At 58.8% G+C, this 19,085-nt stretch carries 18 protein-coding genes; 11 read left to right on the top strand and 7 right to left on the bottom strand.

Annotation, left to right across the window (positions count from 1 at the left end; all coding sequences use genetic code 11):
• The first annotated feature begins 102 nt into the window (after positions 1–102).
• Positions 103–1,050, top strand: coding sequence for a hypothetical protein (locus ASD60_RS06050; RefSeq protein ID WP_056853119.1), 948 nt, complete (start codon positions 103–105; stop codon positions 1,048–1,050).
• A gap of 66 nt (positions 1,051–1,116) precedes the next feature.
• Here the strand turns inward: ASD60_RS06050 and ASD60_RS06045 are convergent, their stop codons facing one another.
• From ASD60_RS06045 to ASD60_RS06020, 6 genes are all read right to left on the bottom strand, one after another.
• Entirely contained in the window at positions 1,117–1,305 is a 189-nt protein-coding gene (locus tag ASD60_RS06045; protein WP_056853118.1) for a hypothetical protein, read from the bottom strand.
• A gap of 385 nt (positions 1,306–1,690) precedes the next feature.
• Positions 1,691–2,911: a beta-ketoacyl-ACP synthase I gene (gene fabB / locus ASD60_RS06040; RefSeq protein ID WP_007974551.1), complete on the bottom strand. Its 1,221-nt coding sequence runs from the start codon at positions 2,909–2,911 to the stop codon at positions 1,691–1,693.
• A gap of 11 nt (positions 2,912–2,922) precedes the next feature.
• Positions 2,923–3,438 (bottom strand): 3-hydroxyacyl-[acyl-carrier-protein] dehydratase FabA, encoded by a 516-nt coding sequence (gene fabA / locus ASD60_RS06035; protein WP_003227150.1) that lies wholly within the window; start codon positions 3,436–3,438, stop codon positions 2,923–2,925.
• A 247-nt stretch (positions 3,439–3,685) separates the two neighbouring features.
• A complete protein-coding gene (locus tag ASD60_RS06030; protein ID WP_056853117.1) occupies positions 3,686–5,587 on the bottom strand; it encodes an ATP-binding protein in 1,902 nt (633 codons plus the stop codon).
• Complete coding sequence (locus ASD60_RS06025) at positions 5,584–6,516, bottom strand: ABC transporter substrate-binding protein (RefSeq protein WP_056853116.1); 933 nt, start codon at positions 6,514–6,516, stop codon at positions 5,584–5,586. Before ASD60_RS06025 ends, ASD60_RS06030 begins: the two co-directional genes overlap by 4 nt.
• Before the next feature lies 1 nt (position 6,517).
• Positions 6,518–8,641 (bottom strand): TonB-dependent receptor plug domain-containing protein, encoded by a 2,124-nt coding sequence (locus ASD60_RS06020; protein WP_056853115.1) that lies wholly within the window; start codon positions 8,639–8,641, stop codon positions 6,518–6,520.
• A gap of 196 nt (positions 8,642–8,837) precedes the next feature.
• Between ASD60_RS06020 and ASD60_RS06015 the strand changes: the two genes are divergently transcribed.
• The 10 genes from ASD60_RS06015 (at position 8,838) to ASD60_RS05970 (ending at position 17,431) form a co-directional block, all read left to right on the top strand.
• Positions 8,838–9,863: an NAD(P)H-dependent glycerol-3-phosphate dehydrogenase gene (locus ASD60_RS06015; RefSeq protein WP_056853114.1), complete on the top strand. Its 1,026-nt coding sequence runs from the start codon at positions 8,838–8,840 to the stop codon at positions 9,861–9,863.
• A gap of 30 nt (positions 9,864–9,893) precedes the next feature.
• Positions 9,894–10,241, top strand: a complete 348-nt coding sequence (locus tag ASD60_RS06010; protein WP_056853113.1) for a DUF4389 domain-containing protein — start codon at positions 9,894–9,896, stop codon at positions 10,239–10,241.
• On the top strand, positions 10,238–10,693 hold the full coding sequence (gene sixA, locus ASD60_RS06005; RefSeq protein ID WP_056853112.1) for a phosphohistidine phosphatase SixA: 456 nt from the start codon (positions 10,238–10,240) through the stop codon (positions 10,691–10,693). Before ASD60_RS06010 ends, sixA begins: the two co-directional genes overlap by 4 nt.
• Positions 10,694–10,884: 191 nt before the next feature.
• Positions 10,885–12,540, top strand: a complete 1,656-nt coding sequence (locus ASD60_RS06000) for an AMP-binding protein (RefSeq protein ID WP_056853111.1) — start codon at positions 10,885–10,887, stop codon at positions 12,538–12,540.
• Positions 12,541–12,571: 31 nt separating this feature from the next.
• Entirely contained in the window at positions 12,572–13,015 is a 444-nt protein-coding gene (locus ASD60_RS05995; protein WP_056853110.1) for a hotdog fold thioesterase, read from the top strand.
• A 113-nt stretch (positions 13,016–13,128) separates the two neighbouring features.
• Positions 13,129–13,935 (top strand): alpha/beta fold hydrolase, encoded by an 807-nt coding sequence (locus tag ASD60_RS05990; RefSeq protein WP_056853109.1) that lies wholly within the window; start codon positions 13,129–13,131, stop codon positions 13,933–13,935.
• Positions 13,932–14,786: an alpha/beta hydrolase gene (locus tag ASD60_RS05985; protein ID WP_056853108.1), complete on the top strand. Its 855-nt coding sequence runs from the start codon at positions 13,932–13,934 to the stop codon at positions 14,784–14,786. Before ASD60_RS05990 ends, ASD60_RS05985 begins: the two co-directional genes overlap by 4 nt.
• Before the next feature lie 50 nt (positions 14,787–14,836).
• Positions 14,837–15,496 carry a glutathione S-transferase family protein gene (locus tag ASD60_RS05980; RefSeq protein WP_056853107.1) on the top strand — a complete coding sequence of 220 codons (660 nt, stop codon included), beginning with the start codon at positions 14,837–14,839 and terminating at the stop codon, positions 15,494–15,496.
• An 8-nt stretch (positions 15,497–15,504) separates the two neighbouring features.
• Complete coding sequence (locus tag ASD60_RS05975; protein WP_056853106.1) at positions 15,505–16,311, top strand: DUF4892 domain-containing protein; 807 nt, start codon at positions 15,505–15,507, stop codon at positions 16,309–16,311.
• A gap of 67 nt (positions 16,312–16,378) precedes the next feature.
• On the top strand, positions 16,379–17,431 hold the full coding sequence (locus tag ASD60_RS05970) for an AI-2E family transporter (RefSeq protein WP_056853105.1): 1,053 nt from the start codon (positions 16,379–16,381) through the stop codon (positions 17,429–17,431).
• Between the two features lie 136 nt (positions 17,432–17,567).
• Here ASD60_RS05970 and ASD60_RS05965 read toward each other — a convergent pair whose 3' ends face one another.
• Positions 17,568–18,884: a putative porin gene (locus ASD60_RS05965; RefSeq protein ID WP_056853104.1), complete on the bottom strand. Its 1,317-nt coding sequence runs from the start codon at positions 18,882–18,884 to the stop codon at positions 17,568–17,570.
• Positions 18,885–19,085: the final 201 nt, after the last annotated feature.

The raw sequence follows: 19,085 nt of genomic DNA, 5'->3' as shown, positions 1-19,085 counted from the left end.
ATCTTTCGGGTTTTCTTTTGCCAAAAATACTTTACTTGCAAGTGAAGTTGCACAGCGGAGAAAACCCAATGGAATGAATTTTATGACATAAGGATATGTTTGATGTTGATCAATATTGCTTCGTTGCGCCAACCTACTTTTAAATCACAATTTTCCAAACAAAGACCGTCCTACCTATCCATCAATGATTACCTGACGAGCGAACTCGATGCGCGGGTTGATCATGTGCGCTGGAAAATAAAGGTCGCAGCCAAGGCCGCTCGCGAGCGGCATGCGGGTGCCGCCTGTCTGTTCTTTACCCTGCCCGAGTTCTTCTGGAACATACCCTGGCACGTCGTGCAGAGTGAGGAGGAACTTCACGAACTGAACTCCGCTTACCTTGAAAAGCTATCGGCTGCTGTCATGACGTTGATGGAGGATCTCCCGGTTAAGCATTATGGGAAAATCGTTTTGCTGGGAGGAAGTTGCGCAAGCCTTATAAAAATTGAGCAGAGCGACTCCAATCATTACGAGGCCATCAATTATCTGCTGGTCATCTCCAACAAAGAGTATGAGGTGGATAAACCGCTTATTTCGATGTGGCCAAAACGTTATGTGTCAGGTATCGATTTTGGCCGGCATGTCGGGACATCGGCGGGGTATTGGTACTTTAATCTTTTCGGTGACTTTGTTGTAAAGGTCAAGGCGCTCAGCAGTGTGCAAGCCGAACACAGTTACTTCGACAGTTATGAAGGAAGATTTTTGAACAATCTTGTTCCCGGCTGTCCGTTCGGCGTCAATCTGTGCCTTGATTATTCGCTGCTTAAAGAGGGCGAGCGAGACGAGGAGATTGAACTGAAAAATTCGAAGATCGATTTTCTGATTGCTTGTGGCATGGGCTTGGACTACAGCAAACGACATCTGCCATCGATACAGTACTCCGTCAGGAACGACGGTTTCGACGATGGGGAATGCGAGGTGGTCAGACATGACGCGGGAAAGATCGTCGGGGTTGTCCCTTCAGTGGTGATCGATTGCGATGTTCATCTGGCTTCTTTGCGCATTACGTAACGTGTCAGATTGCGCTGCAGCTCACTGTGTAGGAAGGGCGAGCTGCAGCGAGGGCACGTTTCGTGTTCAGCCAGTCATGAGTTCGCGTTCATGTTCCAGCATTTCCAACTCGGCCTTGTAATTCTGGGCGTCGGTCTCGCTATGGAACATCCCCACCAGCAATTCCTGTTGATGTACATCCCAGATCCGGATACCGGCGGCTACGCCTTCATGGGACATTTTTGAATCGTCGCGTTCAGTTACTTTTACAGTCATCTGCTAGCTCCAATCTCTGTTATCTGCAGCAAGGCATGTGCAGGACTCTGTTATATGATTTGGTAGCTTGCTAAGTAAACGACTGGCTTTGGAAAGGGTTTGTTGCAGAATTGGAAACAGTCCTGCAGCCCACGGAAACCGCGACATTCAGTCGCAGGGCGTTTGGTTGCATGACAAAAGCTTCATCTTCCATCGACACATTTCATCCTGTGGGAGCTGGCTTGCCAGCGATAGGGATGTGTCAGCCGATGCTGATGTTTGCTGTGCCGACGTCATCGCTGGCAAGCCAGCTCCCACAGGTAATATGTCAGCCTGGTTAATTCAAAAGGCAAAAAAAAACGCCCCGAACCAGTCGGGGCGTTTTCATGTGTGGCTCAGCGAGGAATTACTTGCCTTCCCAGCGCTTCAGTACCAGCGTGGCGTTGGTGCCACCGAAACCGAAACTGTTGCTCATCACAGTGTTGATGGTGGCGTTCTCGCGGGTCTTGGTCAGCACCGGCAGGTCGGCCACTTCAGGGTCCAGCTCGTCGATGTTGGCGGAGCCAGCAATGAAATTGCCTTCCATCATCAGCATGCAGTAGATCGCTTCGTGAACGCCGGCGGCGCCCAGGGAGTGGCCCGACAGGCTCTTGGTGGAGCTGATGGCCGGAGCCTTGTCACCGAACACTTCACGCACACCTTTCATTTCCGCGACGTCGCCGACCGGAGTCGAGGTGCCGTGGGTGTTCAGGTAGTCGATCGGGGTGTCGACGGTGGACAGTGCCTGCTGCATGCAGCGAATCGCACCTTCGCCGCTTGGGGCGACCATGTCATAGCCGTCGGAAGTCGCGCCGTAGCCAACGATTTCCGCGTAGATCTTCGCGCCGCGAGCCAGAGCGTGTTCCAGCTCTTCGACCACGACCATGCCGCCACCGCCGGCGATGACGAAACCGTCACGGTCGGCGTCGTAGGCGCGGGAGGCTTTTTCAGGGGTGTCGTTGCGCTTGCTGGACAGGGCGCCCATGGCGTCGAACAGGAACGATTGGCTCCAGTGCTCTTCTTCACCGCCGCCGGCGAAAACGATGTCCTGCTTGCCCATCTGGATCTGTTCCATGGCGGTGCCGATGCAGTGCGCACTGGTGGCGCAGGCAGAAGCGATGGAATAGTTCAGGCCCTTGATCTTGAACGGAGTGGCCAGGCAAGCGGAAACGGTGCTGCTCATGGTCCGCGTTACGCGGTACGGGCCGACGCGCTTGACGCCTTTCTCGCGCAGGATGTCCAGCGCTTCCATCTGGTTCAGCGTGGAGGCACCACCGGAACCGGCGATCAGGCCGGTACGCGGGTTGGACACTTGCTCTTCGGTCAGGCCGGAGTCAGTAATGGCGTCTTTCATGGCCAGGTAGGCATAAGCTGCCGCGTGGCCGACGAAACGATAGATCTTGCGATCGATCAGTTCTTCGAGATTGAGGTCAATGGAGCCGGAAACCTGGCTACGCAGACCCATTTCAGCATATTCCGGGTTGAACCGGATGCCAGGGCGGCTTGCACGCAGGTTAGCGGAGACGGTCTCTTTGTCATTGCCCAGGCACGAAACAATGCCCAGACCAGTGATAACGACGCGGCGCATGCGAATAACCCTTAGAAGTTGTCAGTGGAGGTGAACACGCCGACCCGGAGGCCTTCGGCGGTGTAGATTTCGCGACCGTCGACAGTGACCGAACCGTCGGCGATGGCCAGGTTCAGCTTGCCCTTGAGGACGCGTTTGATATGGATGTTATAGGTGACTTTCTTGGCGGTCGGCAGGACCTGGCCGAAGAATTTCACTTCGCCCGAACCCAGCGCACGACCGCGGCCCGGCAGGCCTTGCCAGCCGAGGAAGAAGCCGACCAGTTGCCACATGGCATCGAGGCCCAGGCAGCCCGGCATCACCGGATCACCTTCGAAGTGGCAAGCGAAGAACCACAGGTCCGGATTGATATCCAGCTCGGCGACCAATTCACCTTTGCCGTACTTGCCACCCTCTTCGCTGATCAGCGTGATGCGATCAACCATCAGCATGTTCGGGGCGGGCAGTTGCGCGTTACCTGGGCCGAACAGCTCACCGCGACTGCAGCGCAGCAGATCTTCCCGGGTAAAGGCGTTTTGTTTGGTCATGCGAGCTCCTCAATAGTCCCATGCGGCAGGTGGGGCAAATCTTCCCGACCGTCCGAAGCATTCATGCCTCGAACCGGCAGCCTACTCATAGACTATTGCGTTGTGGTGAAAGTCACAGCACCAAGGACATGAATGTACACTTGTGCACTGAAATTTTTATTCAAGCCCCTTTATGGGCCTGTTCGGGTGTCTAAGACTGCCGCACTTTCGCCTTTGACGCCAGTCACAGATGGTCGAAAGGCCTGTACTACCGCACCCAGCGCTGCAGAATTTGCTGTAGATCATTACGTTTGAATGGCTTGGCCAGGTAATCGTTCATCCCCGCTGACAAGCAGGCTTCGCGGTCGCCCTGCAAGGCATTAGCCGTCAAGGCGATTATCGGCAAGTCGGTGCAGCCGGGTAACTGGCGAATCTGTCGGGTGGCTTCATAACCGTCGATGATCGGCAGGCGACAGTCCATCAGGATCGCTTCGAAAATCAGACTTTCGGCACTGCGCACCGCCTGCGCGCCATCGGCAGCGACGCTGACAGTAAAGCCCAGACTGCGCAACATTGCTTCGATGACGGTTTGATTGACCGGGTTGTCTTCTACCAGCAGGACATTGCGGCCCTCACCGTCGCCATCGCCCGCAGGCATGCGTGAGGTCAGCGCCGGTAATGATTGTTGACAGAGTGCCAGCGGGATCTCGAGGGTGAACACCGAACCACGACCTTCTTCGCTCTGGGCACGCAAAGTCCCGCCCATGCGCTCCGCAAGCGTGCGGGCAATCGGCAGACCCAGGCCGGTCCCGCCGTAGCGTCTGGAAATTGAGCTGTCGGCCTGTTGGAATGCGTTGAACATCAATTCCAGACTGTCGGCCGGAATGCCGATTCCGCTATCGCGCACGCTGCAGGTAAACCACAGCAATTCATGATCCAGTGATTGCCACTGCGGTTCGATGGTTACGCGGCCCTGCTCGGTAAACTTCAACGCGTTGCCGACCAGGTTCACCAGAATCTGCCGGATCCGCGTCGGATCGCCTCGTACCTGCAATGCGCGCATGTCCTGAGGAATCTGCAACTGCAGCTCGAGCCCGCGTTGCGCAGCGCTGTGCTGGAAGGATTGGGCGCAGGCGCTGATCAGGTCGGCCAGGTTGAACGGGATATGCTCCAGCTCCAGTTCCGAGCGTTCGATACGCGAGAAATCGAGAATGTCGTTGATGACCTTGAGCAAATGTTCGGTGGACTCCGAGGCCAGTGCCGCGTACTCGACCTGTTCCTCGGTCATCTCGGTGGTTTCCAGCAATTGCAGCATGCCCAGCACACCATTCATCGGCGTACGCAATTCGTGGCTCATCATGGCCAGGAAGTCGGACTTGGCGTTGTTGGCCTTTTCCGCTTCTTCGCGGGTCTGGATCAATTGCTCCATGGCTTGCTGCTGTTCGCGGCTGGCCTGTTCGAGACCGCTGGCGAGATTGTTGATGTGTTGCGACAACGCGCCCAGTTCAGTGTCGTCGACGATCGGCAGCGGAGTCTTGTAGTCGCCTTCCTGAATCGCCTTGACTGCGTTGCCGATATCACGGATCGGTTGCGACAGGCTTGCGGCCAGGCGTCGGGCCAGCAGGAAAGTAAACAGCAGGGCGAACAGTGCCAGAATGGCGGCCTTGAGCAGGATTTCCTGCTGGCGCTGACTGAACGCATCATTGGACAGGCCGACGATCACCCGACCCAGATAGTCCTCGACAGGAGCGGTGGTGGCGACCTTGCTGTTCTGGAAAAAATCGTTGTGCAGCGGCACCCGTTGCAATCGCACGGGCGCCTGGAATACTTCGACCTGATGCGGTCGATTGTGGCTAGCCGACGGCTGCTCGACGTACACCAGGATCCGGTTGGCGCTGTCCTGGACCTCCAGAAAACGCACGTTGGGCGTGGCGAGTGTGGCTTTGAGCAGACTTTCCAGCACTTCGTTGTTGCCGGAAATCACCCCGTATTCCGTGGCCGGAGCGAGCTGGTTGGCGATGAGTTGGCCGGTGTGGTTGAGCTCCTGACGCAGGTCCTGGATCCGCACGAACGTGAAGAAACTGATCAACAGCAAGGTCAACAACAGGGCAGGGCCGAGGCTGATGATCTGGGTGCGGGTATTGATGTCCCAACGGCGACGGAAGGTCATGGGCGGCGTTCTCCTTCGGCCAGCAGGGTTGCAACAGAAGATTCATTGATCTGCTCAATACCTAGTGAACGAGCCACCTGCGGGTTACTTGAGACTTTGAAACGGTGCGGGTAATACGTGCGCGGCCAAGTGGCGGGTGGCTGGTCGAGCAATTGATCAAGCATCGCCAGCCAATCGTTTTGATCGCTGTAACTGCTGGCCAGGCTTCCAGCCTTGACGAATCCGGCGTTGGGGCCGATCAGCGCCAATTGTCGGGCATAGCTGCTGAGCAACAGGTTTTTCGCGGTTTTCGAGTTGTACAGATCAGGGTCATCGAGGCCGAGCAATACGTCGCTTTTGTTGAGCAGCGTTTGCAGGGGGCGACTGTCCTGGGTGTTGTCCCAGCGCTCGCTGACCACCTCAAGCCCCAGTGGCCGGGCGGCCTGGCGCAGTTCTTTCAAGAGGAACTCGCTGTGACTGTCATACAGCACGCCAATGCGTTTCACTTGGGGCAACAGGATTTGAATCAGGCGCATCTGGCGGTCCGCAGGTGGATCGCTCCAGAGCAGACTCAGCTGTGCAGGCACCGCGTCACCCAAGTGTTGCCGGGCTTGCAGACGGCTGATACGCAACACCAGGGTCGGCGGGCCTTGGCTGTCCTGCAGGCGCCAGTCGAGGCTCGGCAAATCGAGCAGGATCAAACGGATGTCCACCGGCAGTTTGCCCGGTGCCGGCAAAGTGGCCAACGGCTGGAAACGCACGTTATCGGCAGGTCGCAACTCGCGCAGGGCCTGAACGAAGGATTGCACCCCGGAGCTGTCTTCTGCCCCGGTCAACAGAATGTCCGCGGCGTTGGCCGAAAGGCTGCCGAGCCAGCCACTGACCACCAGGCACAGCATGGCCAGCAGATGGCCCAGGCCTGGCGTCTGGCGGGGCGGACAATAAGCCATCTTAAAGTGCCAGCTCCGCGCTGAAGTACATCACTTGGCGCTCGTCATAATTATTGTCAATGAAGGTGGTCGGTTGATGATCGAGGCGGTGCTGGAGCACGCCAGCCAATTCCAGGCTGGCTTTGCCCAGACGGATACGTTTGGCGATGCGCGTGTCGATCCGTTCGAAGCGGTAGCCGTTCAAGGCGTCGTCACCGTAGTAGAAAAGCGCGCTGTTCCAGCCTTTGCCCCAGTCGCGCATCCAGCCGGCGGAACCGCTATTGCGAGCCGTCTGTTGTGCGTCCTGGGGATTGCTCGCGTCGACATCGACGTAGGCGTAGGTAAAGCGCAAACGGTCAGCGTCGTCGACACGCCAGTCGAGCTGGGTTTCCGCTCCGGAAAATCGTGCGGTGTTGGCGTTACTGGCGATGAACTGATTGTTGCGCAGCGGTTCGCTGATCATGCCGGTGATTTCGTCATGGAACAGCTTTACGTCAAGAGCGAGCCTCTGTCCGGCGAAGTATCCGTTATAACCCAGTTCGCGAGAGCGCATATGTTCCTGGTCGAGATTGCCGGGGCCGCGGGTCTTGACGAAGTAACGGGCGCTGGACTGGCCATAGGCCGTCGGTTGCAGGTTGGTGACGCGGTAACTCCAGTTGACGCTGTTTTCGAACATGTCCGGCGAACGGATGGCTTCGGAGTACACCGCCCGCAAGCCATGGCGCGGGTTGATCAGGTAATTGACCGCCACCCGCGGCGTCAGTGAGTTGCCGATCAACTGCGTATCTTCGAACATCGCGCCGCCTTGCAGCAGCCAGTGTTCGCTGGCGCGCCACTCGAGTTGGCCGAATGCCCGCCACGTGGTGTCATCAAGGGTGCCATTGAAGTAAGTCTCGGAATCTGCCCGGTCGTAACGATAGTTCAAGCCACTGACCAGTCGCAGACTATCGGACAGACTCAGGGTGTCCTGCAGTTCAAGATCGTAGCGGGTCTCCCGGGTGCTTTGATCGATGTCGCCGCAAACGGTCTGCCGGGCACCATTTCGCCATTGATCGAGCGCCTGGTTGGCCAATGCTTGCTCGGTGGCCTCGCCGGGAGGGGCGCCGGGGCCGGTAAAACGTTCGATATTGCGTGCCAGGCGTTCGGTGTAGTTTGGGTTGAGCTGCCAGAGTTCGGTCAGTTGCGGACTGAACGAGATCTCGGCATCACACGCGCGCCAGGTTTGCTGGCGATCCCAATGCTGGGCTGAGCCCTGGACATACAGACTGTGGTCGGGATTGATATCGAGGTTCCAACGCAACGAGCCGGCGTAATCCTTGGCGGTGACGTCAGAATTGTCGCCGGCACGGGTAATCCCCGAAAACACTGGACGGTAGGTATACGGCCGCTGATTACTGCCTTCTTTGGCGTTCAATTGCCAATCGATGCTTTGGCGTTCGTCGAGCGCTTGGCTGACAGCCAGATTGAAGCGATTCAAACGGCGGCTGTCTCGATAATCGGCGCCGTTGCGGTCGGTGTCGAAGCCGTCGTCCTGCTGGCCGGACAACGACAGGCGTAGATCTCCGTCATTCCAACCCACGCCCTGGCTGGCGTAAAAATCGTTGATGCCGCGTTGGCCACGAGTGACTTTCATCCGCGTGCCATGGCTGTCGGCCGGGTTGCGTGTGATGATATTGACCACCGCCATCAGCGCATTGGCGCCATAGCTGACGGTGTTCGGGCCGCGGAAAACTTCGATGCGCTCGATATCCTCCATGGCCACCGGAATGTCGCTCCAGTCCACCGTAGCCAGGCCGGCGCGGTACACCGAGCGACCGTCGATCAATACCTGCATGCGCCGCGCTTCGCTGGCGCTGGTGCCGTGATAATTCACCGTCGCCTGGTTGCCGCTGATGTTGCCAACCATCATTCCGGGCACCAATCGCAGCACTTCACTGATGTCCCGGGCACCCGTGGCATTGATCAGCGCACTGTCGATCACGGTCATGCTTCCCGGAACGGCCGCTGGCGACTGTTTAAGGCGCGTGGCCGTCAGCACCTGCGGCAACGGTTCGCTATCGAGGAACAAGTCGTCTGCCAGCAATGGCGAGCTGAAGACCAGCGCCAGCACCAACGGCGAGCGAGGTGAAGGAGAACCCAGTGACACAACACATCCTTGTCAGCAATTGATGGCGCGCATGTTAACCGAGGCCGATGACTTTTCCAGTCACGATGTCAGCATTTTCCTGGGGTTTTATCCTGCAACTTTCAACTTGCGCCGGTAATTGACACAGGGGCTGGCCGACACTGGGGCGCTCCGTATAATGCCGACATCGCCACTGGTATGGATTAACGGATTACATATGACTGAACAGCGCCCGATTGCGGTCCTGGGAGGCGGAAGTTTTGGTACCGCCGTGGCAAACCTGCTGGCCGAAAACGGTCACCAGGTCCTGCAGTGGATGCGTGACCCTGAACAGGCCGAAGCCATTCGGGTCAATCGTGAGAACCCGCGTTATCTCAAGGGCATCAAGATTCTGCCCGGCGTGACGCCGGTCACCGATCTGCAAGCCACCCTTGAAGCCTGCGATCTGAGTTTCGTTGCGCTGCCATCCGGCGCGTTGCGCTCGGTGCTGGCGCCGCACGCCGAGCGTCTGCGCCGCAAGATGCTGGTGAGCCTGACCAAAGGCATCGAGGCTCATACGTTCAAATTGATGAGCCAGATTCTCGAAGAGATTGCCCCGCAAGCACGCATCGGCGTGTTATCCGGGCCGAACCTGGCCCGCGAAATCGCCGAACATGCGCTGACCGCCACGGTGGTTGCCAGTGAAGACGAGGAACTCTGCGAGCGGGTTCAGGCCGTGCTGCATGGCCGCACCTTCCGTGTGTACGCCAGTGCGGATCGATTCGGCGTGGAACTGGGCGGCGCGTTGAAAAACGTCTACGCAATCATTGCCGGCATGGCCGTGGCACTGGAGATGGGCGAAAACACCAAGAGCATGCTGATCACCCGGGCGTTGGCGGAAATGACCCGCTTTGCGGTCAATCAGGGCGCCAACCCGATGACTTTCCTCGGCCTGGCGGGCGTGGGCGATTTGATCGTGACCTGCTCCTCGCCGAAAAGCCGCAACTATCAGGTCGGTTTTGCCCTCGGTCAGGGCTTGAGCCTGGAAGAGGCGGTCAATCGCCTGGGTGAAGTGGCCGAAGGCGTGAACACCCTCAAGGTGCTCAAGGCCAAGTCCCAGGAGGTGGGCGTTTATATGCCGCTGGTCGCCGGGCTGCATGCGATTTTGTTCGAAGGGCGCACGCTGGAACAGGTGATCGCGCTGTTGATGCGTGGTGAACCGAAAACCGATGTCGACTTTATTTCCACCAGCGGTTTCAACTGAGCCCACCCCTTAACCGGAACGGAGTGAGACATGAACGATCAGAAAGTAGAAGCCAAGTACGAATCCATCCTGCTGCGGGTGTTGTGGATGGTGGTTTTTGTGCTGGTCTGGCAAGTGGCGCAATTCATCCTGGGTGCCGTGGTGCTGGTGCAGTTGATCTATCGTTTGATTTACGGCGCCCCGAGCGCCAGTTTGATGAACTTCGGCGACAGTCTGAGCCAGTTCCTGGCTCAGATCGGTCGGTTCGGCAGTTTTCACAGCGACCAGAAGCCTTGGCCGTTCGCCGATTGGCCGACGCCGCGTACGCCGGAAGGTGAAGCGCCGCACGTCGTGGCGCCAGCGCCGCATCCGGCCCGAGATGAGGAACCCAAGCTATGAAACTCTGGGTATTGCGTCATGGTGAAGCCGTACCACACGGCTCCCGCCCCCACGATTCGGAGCGGGAACTGACGGACCACGGTCGTGAAGAAGTATTGCGCAGTGCGGCACTGCTGATCGGCCAGCCGCTGACCGCGATCTACGCCAGCCCCTACCTGCGCGCACAGCAAACAGCGCAGTTGGTGCGCGAAGCGTTGGGTTTCGAACCGGAAATTCGCACTGTCGATTGGCTGACACCGGACACTGATCCGGACAAAGTGGCCGAGCAGATGGTTGCGGTGAGTGACGTACTGCTGGTCAGTCACAACCCGTTGGTGGGCAATTTGCTGAGCTATTTGCAACACGGTGCCGGACACCCCCCGGAGCGGATCAGCACTGCCGGGCTGGCGGAACTCGAAGGCAGTGAACTGCTGGTCGGCTCGATGAGGCTCAACAGCGTCAAGCACCCATAGCCGTCTTTGATTTTTCTTATGCAGGAGCGAGGCTTGCCCGCGAAGCTTTTGGCAATTCAGAGGCTCCCTTCGCGGGCAAGCCTCGCTTCTACAGGCAGAGAGGGCTTGAAAAAAATCGTACAAAATAGCTAACCAAGCACTTGCTTGGTTGACTACGCTTGCTCCAGAACAAAAAAACAGGAGCGAGTCGCATGTCTGCTGCTTTTCGTTTGCCGCTGGACGTTTTCTACGAGCGTGAAGCCCGTCATCCACGCCAGCGCTTTTTGGTGCAGCCCGTTGGCGGTGGGCAAGTCGAGACCCTGACCTGGGCCGACGTCGGCCATCAGGCCCGCTGTGCAGCACATTGGTTGCGAGCGCGGGAGTTGCCACAAGGCAGCCATGTCGCCCTGATCTCGAAAAACTGCGCCCACTGGATCATTGCCGACCTGGCGATCTGGATGGCTGGCCATGTCTCGGTGCCGCTGTACCCGAACCTGACGGCCGAATCCGTGGCCCAGGTGCTGGAGCATTCTGAAGCGGTCCTGGCCTTTATTGGCAAACTCGACGACTGGCCCGGTATGTCCCGAGGGGTGAGCCCGGACTTGGTGACGATCAGCCTGCCGCTGCATCCGCCTGGCACCTTCGATTTCAGCTGGGCCGATCTGCAACGCAGCTCACCGATCCAGGACGATCCCAAGCCTGCCGCCGATCAACTCGCGACGATCATCTACACCTCCGGCACCACCGGCATGCCGAAGGGCGTGATGCACAGTTTCGGTAACCTTGGGTTTGCGACCACACGTGGCACGTCGTTATTCGGCCTCAACGAGTCGGACCGACTGTTGTCCTATTTGCCGTTGTGCCATGTGGCGGAACGGATGTTCGTCGAACTGGCCTCGATCTATACCGGGCAAACCGTTTTTTTTGCCGAGAGCCTCGATACTTTTCTCACCGACCTGAAACGTGCGCGACCGACGGCGCTGTTTGGCGTACCGCGGATCTGGACCAAATTCCAGATGGGCGTGTACAGCAAGATCCCGGCAAAACGCCTCGATTTTTTGCTCGGCTTGCCGTTTATCGGCAAGCGGGTAGGGCACAAGGTGCTCGCCGGGTTGGGGCTTGATGCGTTGCGCGTGGCCTTGTCCGGTGCCGCGCCGGTGCCACTGACCTTGTTGCTGTGGTACCGCAAATTGGGCCTGGACGTGCTGGAGGTTTACGGCATGACCGAAAGCTGTGGTTACTCGCACATATGCCTGCCGGGCCAGAACAAACCCGGCTGGATCGGCAAGCCATGCCCCGAGGTGGAAGTGCGCATCGAGGAATCGGGCGAGGTGCTGGTGCGCAGCGGCGCGACCATGCTCGGCTATTTCAAGGAACCGCAGAAAACCGCTGAAACCATCACCGAGGAGGGTTTCCTGCGGACCGGCGACAAAGGCGAAGAGGACGCCGAAGGCAACTTGCGCCTGACTGGGCGTTTGAAGGAAATCTTCAAGACCAGCAAGGGTAAATACGTGGCACCGGCACCGATTGAAAATCGCCTGGCGGTGCATTCGCGCATCGAACAGGTTTGCGTGGTCGGCGATGGCTTGAGTGCGCCGTTGGGGCTATGCGTACTCTCGGCCGTCGGGCAACAGGAGGCGCGCGCGGGGTTGCATTCAAGCCTGGAAAAACTGCTCGAGGAGGTCAATGCCGCACTCGACAAGCACGAACGTCTGCGGCGTCTGGTGGTGGTCAAGGACAGCTGGGCCGTGGAAAACGGCTTCCTCACGCCGACCTTGAAGATCAAGCGCAACGTCATCGAAGCGGCTTACGGTGGGCAATTCGAAGAATGGAGCGAGCGCAGCGAAGCGGTGCTGTGGCAGGATTGAGTCACGAACAAAACCAACAAGGAATCCAGCGATGAGTTTGTGGCGCACCACCCCCAACATCGAACAGTTGAATGCAATCCAGAAGAACACTATTGGCGAAGTGTTGGACATCCGCTTCGAAGCCTTTGATGAAGAGTCGCTGACCGCGAGCATGGTCATCGACCACCGCACCCACCAGCCTTATGGCTTGCTGCACGGCGGCGCTTCGGTGGTGCTGGCTGAAACCGTCGGCTCCATGGCCAGTTACCTGTGCATCGACGCCAGCAAGTTTTACTGCGTGGGCCTGGAAATCAACGCCAACCATTTGCGCGGCCTGCGAAGCGGGCGAGTGACGGCGGTGGCCAAGCCGATTCACATCGGGCGCACGACCCATGTCTGGGACATCCGCCTGACCAGTGATGAGGGCAAGGCCAGTTGCGTGTCGCGCTTGACCATGGCGGTGGTGCCGTTGGGCGAGAATCCGCCGGCACGTTGAGAGCAGTCCATAGCTTTGACCGGACTGTCATCATTCCTGTCAGTTACGGTCATTGCTGTAGTACGTGGTCTTACGGACAATCAACACCTGTTTTCGCTCATGGATTTGCCGGTATGTCGCAACAGATATTTTTCGCCCACGCCAACGGGTTTCCTTCGGGTACCTACGGCAAACTGTTCGCGGCGCTGGCGCCCGAGTATCAGGTGACGCATCTGGAGCAGCACGCCCATGACCCGCGGTTTCCGGCGGACGACAACTGGTACAACCTGGTGGATGAGTTGATTCATCACCTGGAGCAGCAGCCGGAACCGGTTTGGGGTGTCGGCCATTCCTTTGGTGGCGTACTGCACCAGCACGCGGCGTTGCGCTGTCCCCATCTCTATCGCGGCGTGGTGATGCTCGATTCCCCTGTGCTGACCCGTACCGATCAATGGGTGATCCGCGCGGCCAAGCGTTTGGGGTTCATCGATCGCCTGACCCCGGCGGGTCGTACCTTGGGGCGGCGGGAAGAATTCGCCGATCTCGACAGTGCCCGCCGCTATTTCGCAGGCAAAACCCTGTTTCGCAGTTTCGATCCGGAATGTTTCGACGCCTACCTGCAACACGGTTTGCACAAAGTGGGTGACAAACTGCGCCTGCGCTTCGATCCGGCCACGGAAATCAGTATCTACCGTGGCGTACCCCACACCAGCCCCGGCCGCACGCGACAATTGAAAGTGCCTCTGGCGGTGGTGCGCGGGCGCAGCAGCCGGGTGGTGATGCGCCACCACGCCAGTTCGGTCGGGCGCATGCCTTTGGGAGAGTCCCTGACCATGCCTGGTGGCCACATGTTTCCCCTCGAACGTCCGCAAGACACCGCCCTGTTGCTGAAAAACCTGTTCAGCAAATGGGAAGGACGCCGCCCACAGGATTGCGCATGAGTCACGTCGTTGAAGAAGTCCGCCTGAGCCTGCCGCACATCGAGCTGGCGGCGCATCTGTTCGGCCCGGAAGACGGATTGCCGGTGATTGCCTTGCACGGCTGGCTCGACAACGCCAACAGCTTCGCCCGACTGGCGCCGAAGCTTAAAGGTCTGCGCATCATTGCACTGGACATGGCAGGGCACGGCCATTCCGGGCATCGCCCGCCGGGCGCGGGGTACGCCATGTGGGACTATGCCCACGATGTGCTGCAAGTCGCCGAACAAATGGGCCTCAAGCGCTTTGCCCTGTTGGGCCACTCGATGGGGGCGATCGCGTCCTTGATCATCGCCGGGTCTTTGCCGGAGCGCGTCACTCATCTGGCCTTGATCGATGGCGTCATTCCGCCTACCGACAAGGGCGAAAATGCGGCCGAACGCATGGGCATGGCCCTGCAAGCGCAGCTGGATTTGCAAGAAAAACGCAAACCGGTCTACGACACCCTCGATCGAGCCGTCGAGGCTCGAATGAAAGGGTTGGTGGCGGTCAGTCGCGAAGCCGCCGAACTGCTGGCGCAACGTGGCTTGATGCCGGTGCCGGGCGGTTACACCTGGCGCACCGATAACCGCCTCACGCTGCCATCGCCGCTGCGTCTTACGACCGAACAGGCAATGGCATTCGTCAAGCGGGTGAGTTGTCCGGCAAAACTGGTGGTGGCCGCCGACGGCATGCTCGCCAAACATCCAGAATTGCTGGAGCGTCTACCCTTTAGCCGTGAACAGCTGCCTGGTGGCCACCATTTGCACTTGAACGACGAGTCCGGTGCCGACCTTGTCGCAGACTGTTTCAATCGGTTCTTCGCCATTCCTTGACTTGCACCAGGCAACTGTCGAGGCTGGGCGGGTTGAAATGGGAGACAACCATGATAGATCTGTACACCGCTGCGACCCCGAATGGCCACAAGGTCTCTATCGTGCTCGAGGAACTCGGCCTGCCCTATAAGGTGCATGCCCTGAGTTTCGACAAAAAGGAACAGAAGTCCGCGGACTTCCTCAAGATCAACCCCAATGGGCGTATTCCGGCGATCGTCGATCGCGCCAACGGCGATTTTGCCGTGTTTGAATCCGGTGCCATCCTGATTTACCTCGCTGAAATGACCGGCAAGCTTTTGCCAGCCGACCCCAAGGGGCGTTCGGTGGTATTGCAGTGGCTGATGTTCCAGATGGGCGGCATCGGCCCGATGCAGGGCCAGGCCAACGTGTTTTTCCGTTATTTCCCGGAAAAGCTGCAGGGTGCAATCGATCGCTATCAGCACGAAACCCGTCGCCTCTACGAAGTCCTCGACACGCGCCTGCAAGCCGTCGAGTTCCTTGCCGGCGACTACAGCATCGCCGATATCGCGACGTTCCCCTGGGTACGTGGCTACGAGTGGTCCGGTGTCTCGGTGGAAGGTTTGACGGCGTTGCAACGCTGGATGGCAACCATGGAGGCGCGTCCTGCGGTGCAACGTGGCTTGCTGGTGCCACAGCGCGCCGATGAAGCGAGTGTCATCAAGGGTGCCCAGGCCATGCTGATCCGATGAGTCTATCGATGCGTTCCCTCAGTCTGTTGGCACTGTGCAGTTTCAGTCCCGTGTTGTTGGCCGCTGATGTGCCTGGCAGTCAGGATTTGCCGATCGTGCCGCGCATGGCCGATGCGCAGATCGTCGACTATCGCGTTCCGGTCGACATCGAGCGAATTTACCCACTGGGTTCGATCCGCAAGATCAGCGGCCAGCTGCGCTTCGATGGCCAGGTCAGCGCCCGTGGCAATGCCACGTCAGTGACCTACGAGCTGCCACCGGAGCATTCATCCACCGAAGCATTCACGGCCGCCCGCGAAGCCTTGCAGAAACAGGACGCCCAGTTGCTGTTCTGGTGCCAGGCCCGTGATTGCGGTGAAAGCAGCCTGTGGGCCAACGAAGTCTTCGGCAACGCCAAGCTCTATGGCGCCGACAATGAGCAGGCGTACCTGCTGTTGCGCCTGGCTGCTCCGAAAGACAACACACTGGTGGCGCTCTACAGCATCACCCGCGGCAATCGCAAAGCCTACCTGCACGTCGAGCAGTTCGATGCCGCTGCGCCGCTGGGCGATTTGCTGCCGACCTCGGCGACCTTGCTGCGTGAACTCAAAAGCACCGGCGAACTCGACTTTCCCAAACTCACGGATGCACCGGATGACACCTGGCTGCGTTTGATCTCCCGTGGTCTGAACCTGGACACGACGTTGCGGGTCAGTGTTTCCGGGCCTGCTGCCGAAGCCTGGCGGCAGGCGCTGATCGCTCAGGGCGTGCGTGCGGCACGGCTGGAAACCGGCAGCGTCGAAGGCTCTGGCCTGCACATCCAGCTATTGCGCTAGGCTTTAACCCGGCGAACGCGCGTAACGCGTTCGCCAACTCTTTCGAACTGATTTTTTGAGACTTTAGATGATCAATAATGATCGGCTGTTGGTGCAGATCCTGCTCCTGGTGCTGTTTGGCGCGAGCTTCTGGGTGATGGCACCGTTCTGGTCAGCGTTGTTCTGGGGGGCGGTGCTGGCGTTTGCCAGTTGGCCACTGATGCGCTTACTGACCCGTTGGCTAAATGGTCGCGAATCCCTGGCGGCGGCGCTGTTGACCGTGGGCTGGATGGTGCTGGTGGCAGCGCCTCTGGTCTGGCTGGGCTTCAACCTGGCGGACCATGTGCGCGACGCCACGGCGTTCATCAAGGATGTGCAGGTCGATGGTCTGCCGCAAGCGCCGGACTGGCTGGGCAGCATTCCGCTGGTGGGTGAGCGACTGCTGGGAATCTGGAACAGTGTCGATCAGCAGGGCGCGGCCATGATGGTGTCGCTCAAACCCTACTTCGGTCAGGTCGGTAACTGGCTGCTGGCGCGCAGTGCGCAGATTGGTGGCGGCATTCTCGAACTGACTTTGAGCATTGTTTTCGTGTTCTTTTTCTATCGCGACGGTCCGCGGCTGGCGGCGTTTGTCCATGGCTTGCTGGAGCGCCTGATCGGTAAACGGGCCGGGTACTACATCGAATTGGTGGCGGGCACGGTGCAGCGGGTAGTGAACGGCGTGATCGGTACGGCAGCGGCCCAGGCCGTCCTGGCGCTGGTCGGCTTCCTGATTGCCGGTGTGCCGGGGGCTTTGGTGCTCGGCATCGTAACGTTCATGCTTAGCCTGATTCCCATGGGGCCACCGCTGGTGTGGATTCCAGCCACCGCCTGGCTGGTATGGAGAGGTGACTACGGGATGGCAATATTCCTCGGCATCTGGGGCACCTTCATCATCAGTGGCGTGGACAACGTGCTCAAACCGTACCTGATCAGCCGCGGCGGAAACCTGCCGCTGGTGATTGTGTTGCTGGGCGTGTTTGGCGGGTTGATTGCGTTTGGCTTCATCGGGCTGTTCATCGGTCCGACGTTGCTGGCAGTGGCGTACAGCTTGTTGAACGACTGGAGCAAAAGCCATTCGCGGGTGGGAGATCGTCGTTGATTGCACAAGGCAGGCTGCAAGGTCGGTAAAACAGACTCGCGTTGGTCCGGCGCACGGATGATGGGGACCGTCGGGCCAACGCCAGGCTGTAAAGCGCGACTCGGGCTTCCCTGCCCGAGGCGTGTAGCGGGGTGAATCAGAACTTCGCTTCAGCATCCAGTTGCAGGGTGTTGATGTCGGAGTCTTTGAGCGTGGCGTTGGTGTAGTCAGAGTTGGCCATGAAGTACGTCGCGCCGAGGTTGAAGTTCTTGTCCAGCTCGTAGCTCACTTTCAACTTGCTGCCGCGCGAACCGGTGAAGCCGTTGGCGAAGTCGGAGTCAGTGAACGCGCCAACCACAGCGTTACGCTGCACGTCGCGGTAGTTGTAGTCGATGGCGAAACCGTAGACCTTGGTCTTCAAACCGGCCAGCCAGGCGGTATCCTGATCGTTGCTGGCATCGTCGTTGTTGACGTACTGGCCGTACAGCGAGAGCGGCATTGGCAGGCCGCCGATGTCGAGCTGACCGAAACCTTCGAACAGCTTGAATTGTTCGTTCGGGCTGTTGCCGTTGATGGCCAATGCGGCCGGGATCGAGGTGCCGCCGGGGATGATGTCGTCGTCGTTGTCGTAGCCGTAGACGCTGCCACCCAGGGTCAGCTTAAGGTTGTCAGTGATGCCGAAGCGTGCACCCAACTGGCCCGCGTACAGGCGCAGGTCGTGTTTGAACTGCACGCCGTCGCCGTCGACGTTGTCCTTGAGGGTGTAGTGACCGGCGCTACCGAACAGCTCGGTACTGCCGCTCAGCGGGTACTTGTACGACACCGACAGGCCTTCCGGGCTGATGTCGCTATCCCAAATCACGTCGCCCATGCTGACCCATTGTTGTGGCATCTTGCCGCCCACCAGGTGCAGGTTCTTGATCGCGTCGGGGTGGTAGTCGACGTAACCCTGATCCAGCCAGATCTGCTTCTTGTCGAAGTAGTTGTCCAGGCTCTGGTTGGTAGAACGCGCATCGTCGTTGTTGCCGGTGGCGATTCGGATACCGGTGTCGACTTGCGGGTTGATTTCGGTATAGGCACCCAGGCGGGCACGAATGCGCTGACGATCCTGGTCTTTGTTGTTCGACACGCCATCGTTGTGCACGTTTTCCTGGCGGAAACGCACATCGCCCTTGAACTGGGTCTTGGCAGCCCACGCCAGTTTCTGGTCGAAGGTGCTCAGTTCGTTGGTTTTCTTCGCGGTCGCTGCGATCTGCTCGTTAGTCTCCTGTTGAGCCTGGCGGGCGATTTGCTGTTCTTTCTGATCCCGGGCCAGCTCGGCTTGCAGTTCACTGTACTGCGCGTTGGTAATCGAACCGTTTGCCTTGAGCATGTCGAGCAGTTTGGCGTCGACTGCGGCGCTGGCCGGAACACTCATGGCCAGCAACAGACCGCCACACAGGGCTGCCGCAGTTTTCGTGGAAGCAAGACGCATATCAATCTCCGAAGATGAGAGTGGATGGCTGAGCCATCCAGGGCACAACCGACCATTGATGGACGGAAAACAGTGGCCGGGTTAGAACCCGACGCTCTAAAAACAGGCGCCAGTATCGCGATGGTTTATTACAAGGAAGTGGCAATGTGATGGCATGTCGATGACGATGCCGAGTCGTCGCGAACTCTTGATTTAGAGCGC

Origin of the sequence: Pseudomonas sp. Root562 (assembly GCF_001427125.1) — a bacterium.
GTDB lineage: Bacteria > Pseudomonadota > Gammaproteobacteria > Pseudomonadales > Pseudomonadaceae > Aquipseudomonas.
This window is presented reverse-complemented; position numbering and strand designations above follow the sequence as displayed.

Excerpts from the sequence above, each read along its gene's own strand:
- ASD60_RS06015 (WP_056853114.1), top strand. The coding sequence starts at position 8,838 with ATGACTGAACAGCGCCCGATTGCGGTCCTGGGAGGCGGAAGTTTTGGT.
- sixA (WP_056853112.1), top strand. The coding sequence starts at position 10,238 with ATGAAACTCTGGGTATTGCGTCATGGTGAAGCCGTACCACACGGCTCC.
- ASD60_RS06025 (WP_056853116.1), bottom strand. The coding sequence starts at position 6,516 with ATGGCTTATTGTCCGCCCCGCCAGACGCCAGGCCTGGGCCATCTGCTG.
- ASD60_RS05965 (WP_056853104.1), bottom strand. The coding sequence starts at position 18,884 with ATGCGTCTTGCTTCCACGAAAACTGCGGCAGCCCTGTGTGGCGGTCTG.
- ASD60_RS05970 (WP_056853105.1), top strand. The coding sequence starts at position 16,379 with ATGATCAATAATGATCGGCTGTTGGTGCAGATCCTGCTCCTGGTGCTG.
- ASD60_RS05990 (WP_056853109.1), top strand. The coding sequence starts at position 13,129 with ATGTCGCAACAGATATTTTTCGCCCACGCCAACGGGTTTCCTTCGGGT.
- fabA (WP_003227150.1), bottom strand. The coding sequence starts at position 3,438 with ATGACCAAACAAAACGCCTTTACCCGGGAAGATCTGCTGCGCTGCAGT.
- ASD60_RS05980 (WP_056853107.1), top strand. The coding sequence starts at position 14,837 with ATGATAGATCTGTACACCGCTGCGACCCCGAATGGCCACAAGGTCTCT.
- ASD60_RS06045 (WP_056853118.1), bottom strand. The coding sequence starts at position 1,305 with ATGACTGTAAAAGTAACTGAACGCGACGATTCAAAAATGTCCCATGAA.
- ASD60_RS06030 (WP_056853117.1), bottom strand. The coding sequence starts at position 5,587 with ATGACCTTCCGTCGCCGTTGGGACATCAATACCCGCACCCAGATCATC.
- fabB (WP_007974551.1), bottom strand. The coding sequence starts at position 2,911 with ATGCGCCGCGTCGTTATCACTGGTCTGGGCATTGTTTCGTGCCTGGGC.
- ASD60_RS05985 (WP_056853108.1), top strand. The coding sequence starts at position 13,932 with ATGAGTCACGTCGTTGAAGAAGTCCGCCTGAGCCTGCCGCACATCGAG.
- ASD60_RS05995 (WP_056853110.1), top strand. The coding sequence starts at position 12,572 with ATGAGTTTGTGGCGCACCACCCCCAACATCGAACAGTTGAATGCAATC.
- ASD60_RS06010 (WP_056853113.1), top strand. The coding sequence starts at position 9,894 with ATGAACGATCAGAAAGTAGAAGCCAAGTACGAATCCATCCTGCTGCGG.
- ASD60_RS06000 (WP_056853111.1), top strand. The coding sequence starts at position 10,885 with ATGTCTGCTGCTTTTCGTTTGCCGCTGGACGTTTTCTACGAGCGTGAA.
- ASD60_RS05975 (WP_056853106.1), top strand. The coding sequence starts at position 15,505 with ATGCGTTCCCTCAGTCTGTTGGCACTGTGCAGTTTCAGTCCCGTGTTG.
- ASD60_RS06050 (WP_056853119.1), top strand. The coding sequence starts at position 103 with ATGTTGATCAATATTGCTTCGTTGCGCCAACCTACTTTTAAATCACAA.